Annotated in this window: 17 protein-coding genes; 5 read left to right on the top strand and 12 right to left on the bottom strand. The window is 67.4% G+C overall.

Features of this window, described 5'->3' with window-relative positions; all coding sequences use genetic code 11:
* Positions 1 to 17 precede the first annotated feature (17 nt).
* The 12 genes from ACODT0_RS12380 to ACODT0_RS12325 form a co-directional block, all read right to left on the bottom strand.
* Positions 18 to 1535 (bottom strand): sugar ABC transporter ATP-binding protein, encoded by a 1518-nt coding sequence (locus ACODT0_RS12380; protein ID WP_489041396.1) that lies wholly within the window; start codon positions 1533 to 1535, stop codon positions 18 to 20.
* Positions 1532 to 2701 (bottom strand): ROK family protein, encoded by a 1170-nt coding sequence (locus tag ACODT0_RS12375; protein ID WP_057593974.1) that lies wholly within the window; start codon positions 2699 to 2701, stop codon positions 1532 to 1534. Before ACODT0_RS12375 ends, ACODT0_RS12380 begins: the two co-directional genes overlap by 4 nt.
* 252 nt (positions 2702 to 2953) lie before the next feature.
* Positions 2954 to 3373 (bottom strand): F0F1 ATP synthase subunit epsilon, encoded by a 420-nt coding sequence (locus tag ACODT0_RS12370; RefSeq protein WP_057593975.1) that lies wholly within the window; start codon positions 3371 to 3373, stop codon positions 2954 to 2956.
* A 12-nt stretch (positions 3374 to 3385) separates the two neighbouring features.
* On the bottom strand, positions 3386 to 4786 hold the full coding sequence (gene atpD, locus ACODT0_RS12365; protein WP_057593976.1) for a F0F1 ATP synthase subunit beta: 1401 nt from the start codon (positions 4784 to 4786) through the stop codon (positions 3386 to 3388).
* Between the two features lie 153 nt (positions 4787 to 4939).
* Positions 4940 to 5347 carry a hypothetical protein gene (locus ACODT0_RS12360; protein WP_057593977.1) on the bottom strand — a complete coding sequence of 136 codons (408 nt, stop codon included), beginning with the start codon at positions 5345 to 5347 and terminating at the stop codon, positions 4940 to 4942.
* A gap of 88 nt (positions 5348 to 5435) precedes the next feature.
* A complete protein-coding gene (gene atpG, locus ACODT0_RS12355; RefSeq protein ID WP_057593978.1) occupies positions 5436 to 6311 on the bottom strand; it encodes a F0F1 ATP synthase subunit gamma in 876 nt (291 codons plus the stop codon).
* A 21-nt stretch (positions 6312 to 6332) separates the two neighbouring features.
* Entirely contained in the window at positions 6333 to 7886 is a 1554-nt protein-coding gene (gene atpA / locus ACODT0_RS12350) for a F0F1 ATP synthase subunit alpha (RefSeq protein ID WP_057593979.1), read from the bottom strand.
* 50 nt (positions 7887 to 7936) lie between these two features.
* Entirely contained in the window at positions 7937 to 8467 is a 531-nt protein-coding gene (locus ACODT0_RS12345; protein ID WP_057593980.1) for a F0F1 ATP synthase subunit delta, read from the bottom strand.
* A 7-nt stretch (positions 8468 to 8474) separates the two neighbouring features.
* Entirely contained in the window at positions 8475 to 8945 is a 471-nt protein-coding gene (locus ACODT0_RS12340) for a F0F1 ATP synthase subunit B (RefSeq protein WP_057593981.1), read from the bottom strand.
* A 34-nt stretch (positions 8946 to 8979) separates the two neighbouring features.
* The gene (gene atpE / locus ACODT0_RS12335) at positions 8980 to 9243 is read right to left on the bottom strand and encodes a F0F1 ATP synthase subunit C (RefSeq protein ID WP_057593982.1); all 264 of its coding nucleotides are present in this window, start codon (positions 9241 to 9243) and stop codon (positions 8980 to 8982) included.
* Between the two features lie 61 nt (positions 9244 to 9304).
* On the bottom strand, positions 9305 to 10201 hold the full coding sequence (gene atpB / locus ACODT0_RS12330; RefSeq protein ID WP_057593983.1) for a F0F1 ATP synthase subunit A: 897 nt from the start codon (positions 10199 to 10201) through the stop codon (positions 9305 to 9307).
* Between the two features lie 22 nt (positions 10202 to 10223).
* Positions 10224 to 10697 (bottom strand): ATP synthase subunit I, encoded by a 474-nt coding sequence (locus ACODT0_RS12325; RefSeq protein WP_057593984.1) that lies wholly within the window; start codon positions 10695 to 10697, stop codon positions 10224 to 10226.
* Between the two features lie 126 nt (positions 10698 to 10823).
* On the opposite strand from ACODT0_RS12325, the gene ACODT0_RS12320 reads away from it, so the two are divergent.
* The 5 genes from ACODT0_RS12320 to lipA are packed head-to-tail and all read left to right on the top strand — an operon-like array spanning position 10824 to position 14961.
* Entirely contained in the window at positions 10824 to 11720 is an 897-nt protein-coding gene (locus tag ACODT0_RS12320; RefSeq protein ID WP_489041395.1) for a D-amino acid aminotransferase, read from the top strand.
* Positions 11717 to 12028 (top strand): YbeD family protein, encoded by a 312-nt coding sequence (locus ACODT0_RS12315; protein ID WP_489041394.1) that lies wholly within the window; start codon positions 11717 to 11719, stop codon positions 12026 to 12028. The genes ACODT0_RS12320 and ACODT0_RS12315 overlap by 4 nt, the downstream gene beginning before the upstream one ends.
* A gap of 13 nt (positions 12029 to 12041) precedes the next feature.
* The gene (locus tag ACODT0_RS12310; RefSeq protein ID WP_489041393.1) at positions 12042 to 13274 is read left to right on the top strand and encodes an MBL fold metallo-hydrolase; all 1233 of its coding nucleotides are present in this window, start codon (positions 12042 to 12044) and stop codon (positions 13272 to 13274) included.
* Entirely contained in the window at positions 13271 to 13966 is a 696-nt protein-coding gene (gene lipB / locus ACODT0_RS12305) for a lipoyl(octanoyl) transferase LipB (protein ID WP_489041392.1), read from the top strand. The genes ACODT0_RS12310 and lipB overlap by 4 nt, the downstream gene beginning before the upstream one ends.
* Positions 13967 to 13977: 11 nt before the next feature.
* Positions 13978 to 14961, top strand: a complete 984-nt coding sequence (gene lipA, locus ACODT0_RS12300) for a lipoyl synthase (protein WP_489041391.1) — start codon at positions 13978 to 13980, stop codon at positions 14959 to 14961.
* Positions 14962 to 15054: the final 93 nt, after the last annotated feature.

Raw genomic sequence — 15054 nt, 5'->3', positions numbered from 1 at the left:
CGGGTGTGGGTCGTGGCTCAGTGCGCGCCGGTGGCGTGGGCGATGAGCGCTTCTTCGCTCAGGTGGTCGGCGTCGAGCGTGGCGACCAGCCGGCCCGCGCGCATCACCGCGACGCGGTGGCACAGGCCGATCAGTTCCATGAGCTCGGACGAGATGACGATCACGGCCAGGCCCTCGCGCGCCAGGCGCTGGACCAGGAAGTAGATGTCGCGCTTGGCGCCCACGTCGACGCCGCGCGTGGGCTCGTCGAGCACCACCACGCGCGGGCGCGGCTGCAGCACCTTGGCGAGCGCGAGCTTCTGCTGGTTGCCGCCCGACAGCGACGAGGCCCTGACCTCGAGCGAGCCGGCGCGGATGCCGTAGTCCTTGACCGCCTCGGCCAGCGCGCCGCGCTCGGCCTCGGGCTTGAGCCAGGGCGTGGCGTAGCGCTCGAGCGCCATCAGCGTGAGGTTCTGGCGCAGGCCGAAGTGCACGTGCAGGCCCTTGCCCTTGCGGTCCTCGCTCAGGTAGGTGAGGCCGTGCCTGGCGGCATCGCGCGGGCTGCGCCAGCCCTTGCCGTGGGGCACCGCGCGCCCGAGCATCTCGACGCTGCCGGCGGCGGGCCGCAGGCCCAGCAGGCCTTCGAACAGCTCGGTGCGGCCGGCGCCGACCAGGCCCGCGAAGCCGAGGATCTCGCCGGGGCGCACCTCGAAGCTCGCGTCCCGTGCCCAGCCGGGCACGCTGAAGCCCTGCACGCGCATCGCGGGCGCCTGCGCCGCCGACACCGGGTCGCGCGGCGGATAGAGGTCGGCCAGCTCGCGGCCCACCATCAGGTTGGCCATCTGCTGGCGCGTGACCTCGGCCGTGGGCGAGCGCGCGACGAAGCGCCCGTCGCGCATCACGATCACCTCGTCGGTCACGCGCTCGACCTCGTCGAGCTTGTGCGAGATGTAGACGATGGTCACGCCGTCGGCACGCAGCTGCGCGATCAGCTTGAACAGGCGCTCGGTCTCGCCGGGCGTGAGCGTGGCGGTGGGCTCGTCCATCACCAGGAGGCGCGCGCGGCGCGCGATGGCCTTGGCGATCTCCACCAGCTGCTTCTCGGCCACGATGAGCCGGCGCACCTTGGTGCGCGGGTCGGCCTGCAGCCCCACTGCGGCCAGCGCGGCGGCGGCCTCGCGCTCCATCGCGGCGTCGTCGAGGAACAGGCCCTTCTTCTTCTCGTGGCCGAGGAAGATGTTCTGCGCGATGCTCAGGTCCTCGGCGAGGTTGAACTCCTGGTGGATCAGCACGATGCCCAGCGCCTCGGCATCGCGCGAGCCGGCGAACTGCTGCGGCTGGCCGTTGATGCGCAGCGCGCCGCCCGTGAGGCCTTCGTAGCCCGAGAGGATCTTCATCAGCGTGGACTTGCCCGCGCCGTTCTCGCCGAGCAGGCCGTAGACCTTGCCGGGCGCGAGCGCGAAGCTCACGCCGTGCAGCACCTGCACCGGGCCGAAGGATTTCCGCACGTCGTCGAATTCGACGGCCACGCTGGTCTTGCTCTGCGCTTCGCTCATGGCGCGATCCCCCTCGCCTTGAGGCTCTGCTGCATCGCGAGCACGCCGGCGCCGATCAGGCCGCCCTGCGCGGCCAGCGGCGTGTACTGGATCTCGAGGTGGCGCGTCGACAGCGCGAGCGAGCGCTGGTAGACGCTTTGCCGCACGGCCGCGAGGAACAGCGGGCCGATGCGCGTGATGCCGCCGCCGATGAACACATGCGACGGATTGAAGAAGTTGACGACCGAAGCCAGCATCTGGCCGATGAGGTTGCCCGCGCGCTGCACGATGGCGTTGGCTGCGGGATCGCCGGCGCGGCTGGCCTGGCCCACGTCGAGTGCCTCGATGCGGCCCTGGCTGCGCAGCACCTCGGCCAGCACGGCGCTCTCGCCGGCCTCGGCCGCCTGCACCGCCATGCGCGTGATCGCGGGACCGGCCGCCATCGCCTCGACGCAGCCCAGGTTGCCGCAGTGGCAGCGCGGCCCTTCCTGGTCGACGCAGATGTGGCCCACATCGCCGGCCGAACCGGCGGCGCCGCGGTAGACCTCGCCGTGGCAGACGATGCCGCAGCCGATGCCGGTACCGATCTTGATGACGAGGAAGTTCGAGAGCGAGCGCTTGAGGCGCCAGAGCTCGCCGAGCGCCATCAGGTTGACGTCGTTGTCGACGAACACCGGCGCGGCATAGTCCTCGCGCAGGTAGTCGCGGATCGAGAAGCTGTCCCAGGCCGGCATCAGCGGCGGATTGACGAGCTGGCCGATCTCGAAGTTGACCGGTCCGGGCACGCCGATGCCGATGCCGAACACGTCGCGCGCCGTGCGGCCGCAGCGGCCCAGCAGTTCGCGCATCAGCGCACGCACGCGCGCCAGCACGACCGCGGGGCCGTCGCGTACGTCGGCCGCTTCCTCGTGCTGCGCGAGCACCGTGAGGTCGGGCTGCAGCACGGCGACGCCGAGGCTGGTGGCGCCGATGTCGACGCCCACGAGCACGCCGAGGTCGGCATGGAGCTGGAGGTTTTCGGGGCGGCGCCCGCCCGATGAGCGCTGCAGGCCTGCTTCGGCCAGCAGGCCCTGTTCGAGCAGCCCGGCGATGAGCGCATTGGCCTTGCTCTTGGAGAAGCCGAGCTCCTCGGCCATGGCATGGCGCGAACCGCCGGCCGACCAGAAGGTGGTCTCCAGCAAACGCATTTCGTCCGCAGTGATGCCGCTCCAGGGTGCCACGCGCGCTTGTCTCCGGTTCTTTGTCGGGACCCGGCGGCATCGAGGCCGGCGGGCGAAGGCGAATACTAGGAGGCCGGCTTCAGCCGGGCAAGGCTGAACTTCGACCATATTCGGATCGAAGATGGCTCGATTCGATCTTGACGGACCCGCTCCGCCCCGGGCCGGGACGAAAAAAAGCCGCCTCGAGGGGCGGCTTTTGCGATGAGCAAGCGCGCGGGCTTACTTCTTCTGGCGGTACTTGCGCAGCGCTGCGATCTGCGCGGCCATCACGGCCAGTTCCGATTGCGCCATCGCGATGTCGATGTCGCTCTTGGCGTTCTTCAGCGCTTCCTCGGCGGCGGCCTTGGCCTGGTTGGCCTTCTCGTCGTCGAGGTCCTTGCCGCGGATCGCGGTGTCCGACAGCACGGTCACGGCGTTCGGCTGCACTTCGAGAATGCCGCCGGCGACGAAGACGAACTCCTCGTTGCCGTCGGCCGTTTCGATGCGCACGGCGCCGGGGCGGATGCGCGTGATCAGCGGGGTGTGGCGCGGATAGATGCCGAGCTCACCGGCTTCACCGGGCAGCGCGACGAACCTGGCTTCGCCCGAGAAGATCGACTCTTCCGCGCTGACCACGTCCACATGAATGGTGCCTGCCATGGTGATTCCTTCTTAAGCGACCTTCTTGGCCTTCTCGAACGCTTCGTCGATGCTGCCCACCATGTAGAACGCCTGTTCCGGCAGGTGGTCGGCTTCGCCGTTCACGATCATCTTGAAGCCGCGGATGGTTTCCGACAGCGGCACGTACTTGCCGGGCGAGCCCGTGAACACTTCGGCCACGTGGAAGGGCTGCGACAGGAAACGCTGGATCTTGCGGGCGCGGGCCACGGCGAGCTTGTCGTCGGGCGCCAGTTCGTCCATGCCCAGGATCGCGATGATGTCGCGCAGTTCCTTGTAGCGCTGCAGCGTGCCTTGCACGGCGCGGGCCACGTTGTAGTGCTCTTCGCCGACTACGTTCGGGTCGAGCTGGCGCGAGGTCGAGTCCAGCGGGTCCACGGCGGGGTAGATACCGAGCGAAGCGATGTCGCGCGACAGCACCACGGTCGAGTCCAGGTGGGCGAAGGTGGTGGCGGGCGACGGGTCGGTCAAGTCGTCGGCGGGAACGTACACGGCCTGGATCGAGGTGATCGAGCCGACCTTGGTCGAGGTGATGCGTTCCTGCAGGCGGCCCATTTCCTCGGCCAGCGTCGGCTGGTAGCCCACGGCGGAAGGCATGCGGCCCAGCAGTGCCGACACTTCGGTACCGGCCAGCGTGTAGCGGTAGATGTTGTCGACGAAGAACAGAACGTCGCGGCCTTCGTCGCGGAACGACTCGGCGATGGTCAGGCCGGTCAGCGCCACGCGCAGACGGTTGCCCGGGGGTTCGTTCATCTGGCCGTAGACCATCGACACCTTCGAGTTCGGCAGGTCGTCGAGGTCCACCACCTTGGCGTCCGACATTTCATGATAGAAGTCGTTGCCTTCGCGGGTACGTTCACCCACGCCGGCGAACACCGACAGACCCGAGTGGGCCTTCGCGATGTTGTTGATGAGTTCCATCATGTTCACGGTCTTGCCCACGCCGGCGCCGCCGAACAGGCCCACCTTGCCGCCCTTGGCGAACGGGCACACCAGGTCGATCACCTTGATGCCGGTTTCCAGCAGGTCCTGCGAGGGCGACAGTTCGTCGTACGCGGGGGCCTTGCGGTGGATGGGGGCGGTCAGCTCCTGGCTGACGGGACCGCGCTCGTCGATGGGCGCGCCCAGCACGTCCATGATGCGGCCGAGGGTGGCCTTGCCGACCGGCACCGTGATGGGTGCGCCGGTGTTGGTCACGACGAGGCCGCGGCGCAGGCCGTCCGACGAGCCCAGCGCAATCGTGCGCACCACGCCATCACCGAGCTGTTGTTGCACTTCGAGGGTCAGCGCGCTGCCTTCGAACTTCAAGGCGTCGTACACCTTGGGCATCTGGTCACGCGGGAACTCCACGTCGACCACGGCGCCGATACATTGGACAATTTTTCCTTCAGCCATGGCGTTTCCTTCTGGATGGATTCTCAATAAATTTGCGACAGGTTCTTGCAGAAGCGTCCTGGTGCCAATGCGGGCCGCTTTTGCAAGAATGCCGGCCGGGCCGGCATCCTCGAGGTCAATGACGATGCGTTCGGATCTCTGCGCTCGCCGTGCTCAGCACTTCATCGCCGTGGCTTGCGCGGCGAAAGCGTCCGACGCAGCCTTGCAGGCCTGGCCCAGGGCGGCCTTGTCGGCGCCCATCGAAGCCCAGGTCGCCTTGGTCTGGTCGAGGCTGGCCTTCATCGCGTCGGCGGCGGCACCGCTTTGCGAGGCGACGCAGGCGCTGACCTTCGTCAGGTAGTCGTTGCACTCTTGCGGCAGGTCGGCGGCCGAAGCCGTCGGTGCTGCTGCGGCCGGTGCCGAAGCGGGCGCTGCCGGTGCCGCGGCGGGAGCCGATGCAGCGGGAGCAGGCGCCGGAGCCGGTGCGGCCGCCGGAGCGGGCGCGGGTGCCGGTGCCTCTTCCTTCTTGGAACAGGCGGTCAGAGCGGCAGCCACGGCTACCAGGGCGAGAAGTTTCTTCATTGAGTCGGGTCCCCTTCTTATGAGCTGGGCCGTTGTCACCGGTCCGCGTGCGAACCCGTGGGCAATGTGGCCCTGTGCATTGCCTCGATCAGACGCCCGCCGCCGCGGCCGCGCCCGACACGATTTCCGAAAGCTCCTTCGTGATGCCGGCCTGGCGGGTCTTGTTGTAGACCAGCTTCAGCTCGCTGATCACGTTGCCCGCGTTGTCGGTGGCGGCCTTCATCGCGACCATGCGCGCCGACTGCTCGGACGCCATGTTCTCGGCCACGGCCTGGTAGACCAGCGATTCCACGTAGCGCACCAGCAGCTCGTCGATGACGCTCTGCGCATCGGGCTCGTAGATGTAGTCCCAGGCGTGCTGGCCGCTCTCGACCTGCAGCGTCTCGGAAGCGAGCGGCAGCAGTTGCTCGACCACCGATTCCTGGCGCATCGTGTTGATGAACTTCGTGTAGCACAGGTACACGGCGCTCAGCTTGCCCTCGGCGTACGCGTCGAGCAGGACCTTGACCGGGCCGATCAGCTTGTCGAGGTGCGGCGTGTCGCCCAGCTGGGTGACATGCGACACCACGCGGGCGCCGATCCGGTTGAGGAAGCCCAGGCCCTTGTTGCCGATGGCGACCGCCTCGACCGCGTTGCCGGCCGACTGCTGCTCGCGCAGCTTGGCGGTGACGGCGCGCAGCACGTTGGTGTTCATGCCGCCGCACAGACCCTTGTCGGTCGTGACGACGATGAAGCCCGCGGCCTTGGCCTCGTTCTCCTTCATGAACGCGTGCGTGTACTCCGGATTCGCCTGGCCGAGGTTGGCCGCGATGTTGCGGATCTTCTCGCTGTAGGGGCGGGCGGCGCGCATGCGTTCCTGCGCCTTGCGCATCTTCGACGCGGCCACCATTTCCATGGCCTTGGTGATCTTCTTGGTGTTCTCCACCGATTTGATCTTGCCGCGGATTTCCTTACCAGCTGCCATGAGGATTCCTTTGGGGGTCGATCAGGCGAACGACTTCTTGAACGAGGTGATCGCCGCGTGCAGTTCGGCTTCCGAGTCCTTGTCGATCGCCTTGGCCTGTTCGACCTTGTCGAGCAGGGCCGCGTGGCTGGTCTTGAGGAACTGGTGCAGGCCGTGCTCGAAGGCCAGGACCTTCTTGACGTCGAGATCGTCCATGAAGCCCTTGTTGACCGCGAACAGCGACGCGCTCATCAGCGAGATGGACAGCGGGCTGTACTGGGCCTGCTTCAGCAGTTCGGTCACGCGGGCACCGCGGTCGAGCTGCTTGCGGGTGGCTTCGTCGAGGTCGGAAGCGAACTGCGCGAACGCAGCCAGTTCACGGTACTGCGCGAGGTCGGTACGGATACCGCCCGACAGGCCCTTGATCGCCTTGGTCTGTGCCGACGAACCCACGCGCGACACCGAGATACCGGCGTTGATGGCGGGACGGATACCGGCGTTGAACAGGTTGGTCTCGAGGAAGATCTGGCCGTCGGTGATCGAGATCACGTTGGTCGGAACGAAGGCGGACACGTCGCCGGCCTGCGTTTCGATGATCGGCAGCGCGGTCAGCGAACCGGTCTTGCCCTTGACTTCACCCTTGGTGAAGGCTTCGACGTAGTCGGCGTTCACGCGGGCCGCACGCTCGAGCAGGCGGCTGTGGAGATAGAACACGTCGCCGGGGTAGGCTTCGCGGCCCGGCGGGCGGCGCAGCAGCAGCGACACCTGGCGGTAGGCCACGGCCTGCTTCGACAGGTCGTCATAGACGATCAGGGCGTCCTGGCCGCGGTCGCGGAAGTATTCGCCCATCGTGCAGCCCGAGTAGGCCGACACGTACTGCATGGCGGCCGATTCCGACGCCGATGCGGCCACCACGATGGTGTAGTCCATCGCGCCGGCTTGTTCGAGAGCGCGCACCACGTTCTTGATCGACGAAGCCTTCTGGCCGATCGCGACGTAGACGCAGGTCATGTTCTGACCCTTCTGGTTGATGATCGCGTCGATCGCCACGGCGGTCTTGCCGGTCTGGCGGTCGCCGATGATCAGCTCGCGCTGGCCACGGCCGACGGGCACCATCGAGTCGATCGACTTGAGGCCGGTCTGCATCGGCTGGTCGACGGACTTCCGTGCGATCACGCCCGGCGCGACCTTCTCGATCACGTCGGTCATCTTCGCGTTGATCGGACCCTTGCCGTCGATCGGCTGGCCCAGCGCGTTGACCACGCGGCCGATGAGCTCGGGGCCCACCGGCACTTCCAGGATGCGGCCCGTGCACTTGACGGTGTCGCCTTCCGAGATGTGCTCGTACTCGCCCAGAATCACGGCGCCGACGGAATCGCGCTCGAGGTTCAGCGCCAGGCCGTACGACGGGACGCCGTCGGCCGTGGGCGGGAACTCGAGCATTTCGCCCTGCATCGCGTCCGACAGGCCGTGCACGCGCACGATGCCGTCGGTCACCGACACCACGGTGCCCTGGTTACGGATGTCTGCGCTGACGCCAAGCCCTTCGATGCGGCTCTTGATCAGCTCGGAAATTTCTGCGGGATTGAGTTGCATGACTCTTTCCTTCTTTCAATAAATAGGGCTTACCGCGGCGACAGACCGCCTCAGGCGGTGAGCGCTGCTTTCATTTGTTCGAGCCGGGCCTTGACGGACATGTCGAGCACCTCGTCGCCGACCACGGCACGGATGCCGCCGATCAGCTCGGGATCGATCGCGACGCTCGTCTTGAGCTTGCGACCGAAGCGGCGCACGAGCGCCGCCTCGATGTCCTGCAGCGCGGCGCCTTCGATCGGGAAGGCGCTGTAGATCACCGCATCGGACGAACCGCTGCTGGCGTTCTTGAGGGCACGGAACTGGACCGCCACCTCGGGAACGGCCGCGAGGCGGCCGTTGTCGAGGACGGTGCGAAGGAAGTTCGTGCCGAGATCCGGCAGCGGCTGGGACAACAGGCCGGCGACCAGGCCGACGACCTGCTCGGGCGCGACCTTGGGATTGGCCGCGAACTGCATCAGCTGCGGGTTCCCGACGACGGCGGCCAGCTGGTCGATCCAGCCGGCGGTGGCGTCGAGGTTGCCGGCACTGGCCTGGAACAGCGCTTCAGCGTAGGGACGGGCAATGGTCGCGAGTTCGGCCATGTCGTCCTCAGAGCTCGGTCTTCAGGCGCTGGAGCAGGTCGGCATGGACGCCGGCATCGACTTCCTTGCGGAGGATCTGCTCGGCACCCTTGACGGCCAGCGCGGCGACCTGCTCGCGCAGGGCTTCGCGGGCGCGCACGGTCTGCTGCTCGGCCTCGTCGCGGGCAGCCGCGACGATCTTGCTGGCCTCTTCGTTCGCACGGCCCTTGGCTTCTTCGATGATCTGCTGGGCGCGGCGCTCGGCGTCGGCAAGACGGCTGGCGGTCTCGGTGCGAGACGCCGACAGTTCCTGCTCGACGCGCTGGTTGGCGGACTGCAGTTCGGCCTTGGCCTTGTCGGCGGCCGCCAGGCCCGCGGCGATCTTTTGTGCCCGGTCATCCAAAGCCTTCGCGATCGGCGGCCACACGAATCTCATCGTGAACAGCACGAGCAGCAGGAAGACGATGGCCTGAACGAACAGGGTCGCGTTGATACTCACGGCAACACCTTTCTAGAGTGGCGTTGAAACCGGATTACTTCGGCAGGGCGGACAGGAAGGGGTTGGCGAACGCGAACAGCAGGGCGATGGCCACGCCGATCAGGAAGGCCGCGTCGATCAGACCGGCCAAGATGAACATCTTGGTCTGCAGGTCGTTCATCAGCTCGGGCTGACGGGCCGACGATTCCAGGAACTTGCCACCCATCAGGGCGATACCGATCGATGCACCGATAGCGCCGAGACCGACGATCAGACCACAGGCGAGGGCAACGAGACCGAGAACGTTGGATGCTTCCATGATGACTCCTTAGATTTAACTGGATGAATGCAAAAGAAAAAGAACGAAAGGGAACCGAGCCTCAGTGGGCCTCATGAGCCTGGCCCAGATAAATGAGCGTCAGCATCATGAAAATGAATGCCTGGAGCGTGATCACCAGAATGTGGAAGATCGCCCAGACAGTACCGGCAATGACGTGGCCCACTGGCAACAGCACTCCCGAGAACGACGCAGCCATCGCACCACCCATGAGCGCGATCAGCATGAAAACGAGTTCGCCCGCGTACATGTTGCCGAACAGCCGCATGCCATGCGACACGGTCTTGGCCACGTACTCGATGATCTGCATGAGCAGGTTGATGATGCCGAGGATCACGGCAAACGCGGGGTTCTTGCTGGTGCCGAACGGCGCGGTCACCAGTTCGTGCGCCCAGCCGCCGGCGCCCTTGATCTTGACGCTGTAGATCAGGCACAGCAGCAGCACGGAGGTCGACAGGCCCAGCGTGGTGGACAGGTCGGCCGTGGGCACGACGCGCATGTACGCGTGGTGCGGATCGTGGCCGGCGACCTCGTGCAGCTTCGCCCAGATGGCCGGCAGCAGATCCACCGGCAGCATGTCCATGGCGTTGAGCAGGAAGATCCAGACGAACACCGTGAGCGCGAGCGGCGCGATGAACTTGCGGCTCTTGGCGTTGTGGATGTTGGCCTTGGCCTGGTTGTCCACCATCTCGACCAGGATCTCGACCGCGGCCTGGAAGCGGCCCGGCACGCCCGGCGTGGCCTTGCGCGCGGCGAGCCACAGCACGAAGCAGCCCAGCGCGCCGATGACCAGCGCATACAGGATCGAGTCGAGGTTGATGATGTTGAAGTCGACGATCGACTTCTGCACCACGGGATTGAGATTCCAGTCGACCTGCCAATGCTGGAGGTGGTGAACGATGTACTCACTCGCAGTCGGTGCGTGTCCTTCGGCGGCCATCTTCAGCGTCTCTTCTTAAACATCAAATCCGGTTCAACAACCTGGGCCGCACCATGAGCGCGATCCAGTACGTCTTCAGGGCGGCGATCACGCCGGCGACCAGCGCCAGCCAGTTCAGCCCGCCGATCAGCCAGGGCGCCGCGACCAGCATGGCCACGGTCAGCACGATCTTGATCGACTCCCACACAAAAAACCTCAGCATGGCAGCCGACTGTGACACTGCACCCGTTCCGCGCCGTACGCCTCGAACGAACAGTGCCGCCGGAACGGCCACCGCGATCGCCCCGTAGAGCGCCGACACGGCAGCCGAAGGCCGTCCAGTCCACATCCATGCCACCCCCGCCACGATCAATCCCAAGGCCACCTGGGCCCCGATCACCCACCAGGGCGACAGTCCGGGATTTTTCTCGCGCAACCGCCGTGCCTCTTCGGGCGTCAGCGGCTTGAAATCATCTTCTTCGGCCTCCACGTGGGCTTCCGGGGTTCTGGTTGTCATTTGGAATGCGACCCCTCGCCAGCCGAGAATTCTACAAAGCCTCTGATTATAAGGACAAACCCGCCCCGATCCGGACATCTTGGGCGCACAAGCGACACATTGGGGACGGCGCTCATAATTTGCGCCATGCAAGCCCTGCCCGCCACCCTGTGCCACCTCGATGGCGAATACCTCCCGCTGCGCGACGCGAAGATCAGCGTCCTCGATCGCGGCTTCATCTTCGGCGACGGCATCTACGAAGTGATCCCGGCCTACGACGGCCACCTGTTCTGCCTCGACGAGCACCTGGCCCGGCTCGAGCGTTCGCTCGCCGAGGTGCGCATCCCGAACCCGCACGACCGCGAGGGCTGGCGCGCCCTGGCGCAGCGGCTCGTGGACTCGGCCACGGAAGAGGCGACCGTTTCAGTCTACATCCAGGTCACGCGCGGGGTCGCGCCGCGCGACCACGCCATGGTCCAGGGCATCGCGCCCACCGTCTTCGCGATGGTCAACCGGCTCACCCTGCCGAATGTGGCGGCGCGCACCAACGGCGTGAAATGCGTGACGGCCGACGAGTTCCGCTGGGCCAAGGCGCACATCAAGAGCACCAGCCTGCTGGGCGCGGTGATCGCGCGCCAGATCGGCGTCGACGCGGGCGCGACCGAGACCGTGATGTTCCGCGACGAATGGCTCAGCGAGGCCGCCTCGAGCAACGTCTGGGTGGTCAAGGACGGCACCGTGTACGGCCCGCCGCGCGACAACCTCGTGCTGACCGGCATCCGCTACGGCCTGCTCGAGCGCCTGTGCGCCGAGCGCGGCATCCCGTTCGTGCTGCGGCGCATCGCGCGCGACGAGGTGTTCGCGGCCGACGAGCTGATGATCTCCTCGGCCACCAAGGAGGTGCTGCCCGTGACGCAGCTCGACGACCGGCCCATTGGCAATGGCCGACCCGGCCCCATCTACCAGAGCTTGTACGCGGCCTACCAGGAGGCCAAGCGACGCAACGCACAGGCGCAGCAGCCGCCACGAGGAGTATCCGCATGAGCACCGAACGTCCCGACACGCCCGCCACCGACGCCGTCACCGATCCGCGCAAGGATTCGCTGATCGAGTACCCCTCGCAGTTCCCGATCAAGGTGATGGGCGCGAAGGTCGACGGCTTCGTGCACGCGATCACCCAGATCGCCGAGCGCTTCGACCCGACGTTCGACGCCACCACCGTCGAGCTGCGCGACAGCAAGGCCGGCAACTACCTCGGCGTGACGATCACCGTGACCGCTACCAGCCGCGAGCAGCTCGACGACCTCTACCGCGCCCTGTCCTCGCACCCGATGGTCAAGGTCGTGCTCTGAGCACGGGCGAGCGATGCCGCGTTCCGCGCTGACACGCTGGCGGCACCTCGCGGCCGCGCTGTGCGCGGGCGGCCTGGCGGTGGCCTGCTCCACCGCCCCCACTCCCTACTACGACGCGAGCCGCCCGCACCACCGGCCCGACGGCTTCCAGGACAACTACGTCGAGTTCCAGCCCAAGAACTTCTTCATCGACGTGCTGGTGCGCTGGCAGATCCCGTCCTGGTTCAAGGGCCTGCCGAAGGCGCCCGAGGCGCCGCCACCGGTAGTGAAGCCCGACCTCGCGCTGCTGCGCGCCAACGCCACGGCGCAGCCGATGCGCCCTACCGCCACCTTCATCGGCCATGCCACCGTGCTGGTGCAGCTGCCGACCGCGACCGGCGGCCTCCAGGTGCTGACCGACCCGGTGTTCGGCGAACGCGCCTCGCCGGTGTCCTTCGCGGGCCCGAAGCGCTTCCAGCCGCCGGGCCTGGCGTTGGCCGAGCTGCCGCGCATCGACCTGGTGCTGATCAGCCACAACCACTACGACCACCTCGACGAGGCCAGCGTGAAGGCGCTCGCGGCGCAGGCCGGCGGATCGCCGCTGTTCGTGGTGCCGCTGGGCATCGCGCCCTGGCTGGCCGAGCGCGGCATCGCCAACGCGGTCGAGCTCGACTGGTGGGACAGCCTCGAGCTGCCGGCCGGCACGGGCGCCGGCAGCGCCCCGCCGCGGGCTTCGCAGGCGCGCATCCAGCGCAACGGCGCGGGCCTCGCGGCCGCGACGGACGCCACCCAGGTCTTCCTCACGCCCGCCCAGCACTGGAGCGCGCGCGGCCTCGGCGACCGCCTGAAGACGCTGTGGGGCGGCTTCGCCGTGCTGTCGCCGAAGCTGCAGCTCTTCTATTCGGGCGACACCGGCTACTCGCGCGACTTCGCCGACATCCAGGCCCGCTTCGCGCCGCGCCAGGGCCCGAGCCAGGGCGGCGGCTTCGACCTCGCGCTGCTGCCCGTGGGCGCCTACGAGCCGCGCTGGTTCATGAAGGACCAGCACGTGAATCCCGAGGAGAGCGTGCGCATCCACCGCGAACTCGGCGCCAGGCGCAGCCTGGGCGTGCACTGGGGCACCTTCGCGCTGACCGACGAGGCGCTCGACCAGCCGCCGCGCGACCTCGCCGCCGCGCGCCGGGCCCAGGGCGTGGCCGCCGACGACTTCTTCACGCTCGCCATCGGCGAGACCCGCACCCTGCCCGAGCGGCAGCCCCCACGATGAGCACCGACACCGCAGCGCCCCCCATCGCCCTCGACCGGCAAGGCCGCGTCGACTACGCCGCCACCTTCGCCGCGATGAAGCAGTTCACGCTGGAACGCACGCCCGACACGCCCGATGCGCTATGGATTTGCGAGCACGCACCGGTCTTCACGCAGGGCATCGCGGGCCGCCAGGACCACATCCTCAACCCCGGCGAGATCCCCGTGGTGCAGACCGACCGCGGCGGACAGGTCACCTTCCACGGCCCGGGCCAGGTGGTGGCCTATCCGCTGATCGACCTGCGCCGCGCGGGCTACTTCGTCAAGGAATACGTCTACCGGCTCGAGGAGGCGGTGCTGCGCACGCTGGCGCATTTCGGCGTCACCGGCCACCGCGTGGCGGGCGCGCCCGGCATCTACGTGCGCCTGGACGACCCGTTCTCGCACGCCGCCCTCACCGGCCCGCGGCCCGCGCACGACCCGTTCCGCGGCCTCGGCAAGATCGCCGCGCTGGGCATCAAGGTCAGCCGCCACGCCACCTACCACGGCGTGGCGCTCAACGTCGCGATGGACCTCGAACCCTTCTCGCGAATCAACCCTTGCGGCTACGCCGGGCTGCAAACGGTCGACCTTTCTACAATCGGCGTCCAATCCACATGGGAAGAAGCCGCCGCCGTGCTGGGCCGCAAGCTCGGTACTTTCCTGGCGCCTTGACGAGAACTCCAATGAGCACCACCGAAGTCGTCCGCGACGCCCAGAGCGCCGAAACCTACAACCCGCTGGCCAAGCAGAAGGCCGCGGCCAAGCTCTCGCGCATCCCCGTCAAGGTGATCCAGCAGGGCGAGGTGCTCAAGAAGCCCGAGTGGATCCGCGTCAAGGCCGGCAGCCCCACCACGCGCTTCTACGAGATCAAGCAGATCCTGCGCGAGAGCAACCTGCACACGGTCTGCGAAGAGGCTTCGTGCCCCAACATCGGCGAATGCTTCGGCAACGGCACCGCCACCTTCATGATCATGGGCGACAAGTGCACGCGGCGCTGCCCCTTCTGCGACGTGGGCCATGGCCGCCCCGATCCGCTCGACAAGGACGAGCCGCTCAACCTCGCGAAGACCATCGCCAAGCTGCGCCTGAAGTACGTGGTGATCACCAGCGTCGACCGCGACGACCTGCGCGACGGCGGCAGCCAGCACTTCGTCGACTGCATCAGGAACATCCGCGAGCTCTCGCCGATGACGCAGATCGAGATCCTGGTGCCCGACTTCCGCGGCCGCGACGACCGCGCGCTCGAGATCCTCAAGGCCGCGCCGCCCGACGTGATGAACCACAACCTCGAGACCGCGCCGCGCCTGTACAAGGAAGCGCGCCCGGGCAGCGACTACCAGTTCAGCCTCAACCTGCTGAAGAAGTTCAAGGCGCTGCACCCCGACGTGCCGACCAAGAGCGGCATCATGGTCGGCCTCGGCGAGACCGACGAGGAGATCCTCCAAGTGATGCGCGACATGCGCGCGCACGACATCGACATGCTGACCATCGGCCAGTACCTGTCGCCGTCGGGCTCGCACCTGCCGGTGCGCCGCTACGTGCATCCCGACACCTTCAAGATGTTCGAGGAAGAGGCCTACAAGATGGGCTTCACGCACGCGGCCGTGGGCGCGATGGTGCGCTCGAGCTACCACGCGGACCAGCAGGCGCACGCGGCCGGCGTCTGAGCCGCGCGAGCCCCTGCAACGAGCGGCCTCCGGGCCGCTTTTTTCATGGCGCGGCCCGTCGCCTCGGGCTCACCGGGCGCGGGGCATCTTCGC

The organism is Variovorax sp. FG153 (assembly GCF_057809595.1).
The sequence above is the reverse complement of the archived record's forward strand: the minus strand, read 5'-3'. Positions and strand labels throughout refer to the sequence as shown.

Excerpts from the sequence above, each read along its gene's own strand:
- ACODT0_RS12375 (WP_057593974.1), bottom strand. The coding sequence starts at position 2,701 with ATGCGTTTGCTGGAGACCACCTTCTGGTCGGCCGGCGGTTCGCGCCAT.
- lipA (WP_489041391.1), top strand. The coding sequence starts at position 13,978 with ATGAGCACCACCGAAGTCGTCCGCGACGCCCAGAGCGCCGAAACCTAC.
- ACODT0_RS12370 (WP_057593975.1), bottom strand. The coding sequence starts at position 3,373 with ATGGCAGGCACCATTCATGTGGACGTGGTCAGCGCGGAAGAGTCGATC.
- atpG (WP_057593978.1), bottom strand. The coding sequence starts at position 6,311 with ATGGCAGCTGGTAAGGAAATCCGCGGCAAGATCAAATCGGTGGAGAAC.
- atpE (WP_057593982.1), bottom strand. The coding sequence starts at position 9,243 with ATGGAAGCATCCAACGTTCTCGGTCTCGTTGCCCTCGCCTGTGGTCTG.
- ACODT0_RS12380 (WP_489041396.1), bottom strand. The coding sequence starts at position 1,535 with ATGAGCGAAGCGCAGAGCAAGACCAGCGTGGCCGTCGAATTCGACGAC.
- atpA (WP_057593979.1), bottom strand. The coding sequence starts at position 7,886 with ATGCAACTCAATCCCGCAGAAATTTCCGAGCTGATCAAGAGCCGCATC.
- atpD (WP_057593976.1), bottom strand. The coding sequence starts at position 4,786 with ATGGCTGAAGGAAAAATTGTCCAATGTATCGGCGCCGTGGTCGACGTG.
- ACODT0_RS12310 (WP_489041393.1), top strand. The coding sequence starts at position 12,042 with ATGCCGCGTTCCGCGCTGACACGCTGGCGGCACCTCGCGGCCGCGCTG.
- lipB (WP_489041392.1), top strand. The coding sequence starts at position 13,271 with ATGAGCACCGACACCGCAGCGCCCCCCATCGCCCTCGACCGGCAAGGC.
- ACODT0_RS12315 (WP_489041394.1), top strand. The coding sequence starts at position 11,717 with ATGAGCACCGAACGTCCCGACACGCCCGCCACCGACGCCGTCACCGAT.
- atpB (WP_057593983.1), bottom strand. The coding sequence starts at position 10,201 with ATGGCCGCCGAAGGACACGCACCGACTGCGAGTGAGTACATCGTTCAC.
- ACODT0_RS12325 (WP_057593984.1), bottom strand. The coding sequence starts at position 10,697 with ATGACAACCAGAACCCCGGAAGCCCACGTGGAGGCCGAAGAAGATGAT.
- ACODT0_RS12360 (WP_057593977.1), bottom strand. The coding sequence starts at position 5,347 with ATGAAGAAACTTCTCGCCCTGGTAGCCGTGGCTGCCGCTCTGACCGCC.
- ACODT0_RS12345 (WP_057593980.1), bottom strand. The coding sequence starts at position 8,467 with ATGGCCGAACTCGCGACCATTGCCCGTCCCTACGCTGAAGCGCTGTTC.
- ACODT0_RS12320 (WP_489041395.1), top strand. The coding sequence starts at position 10,824 with ATGCAAGCCCTGCCCGCCACCCTGTGCCACCTCGATGGCGAATACCTC.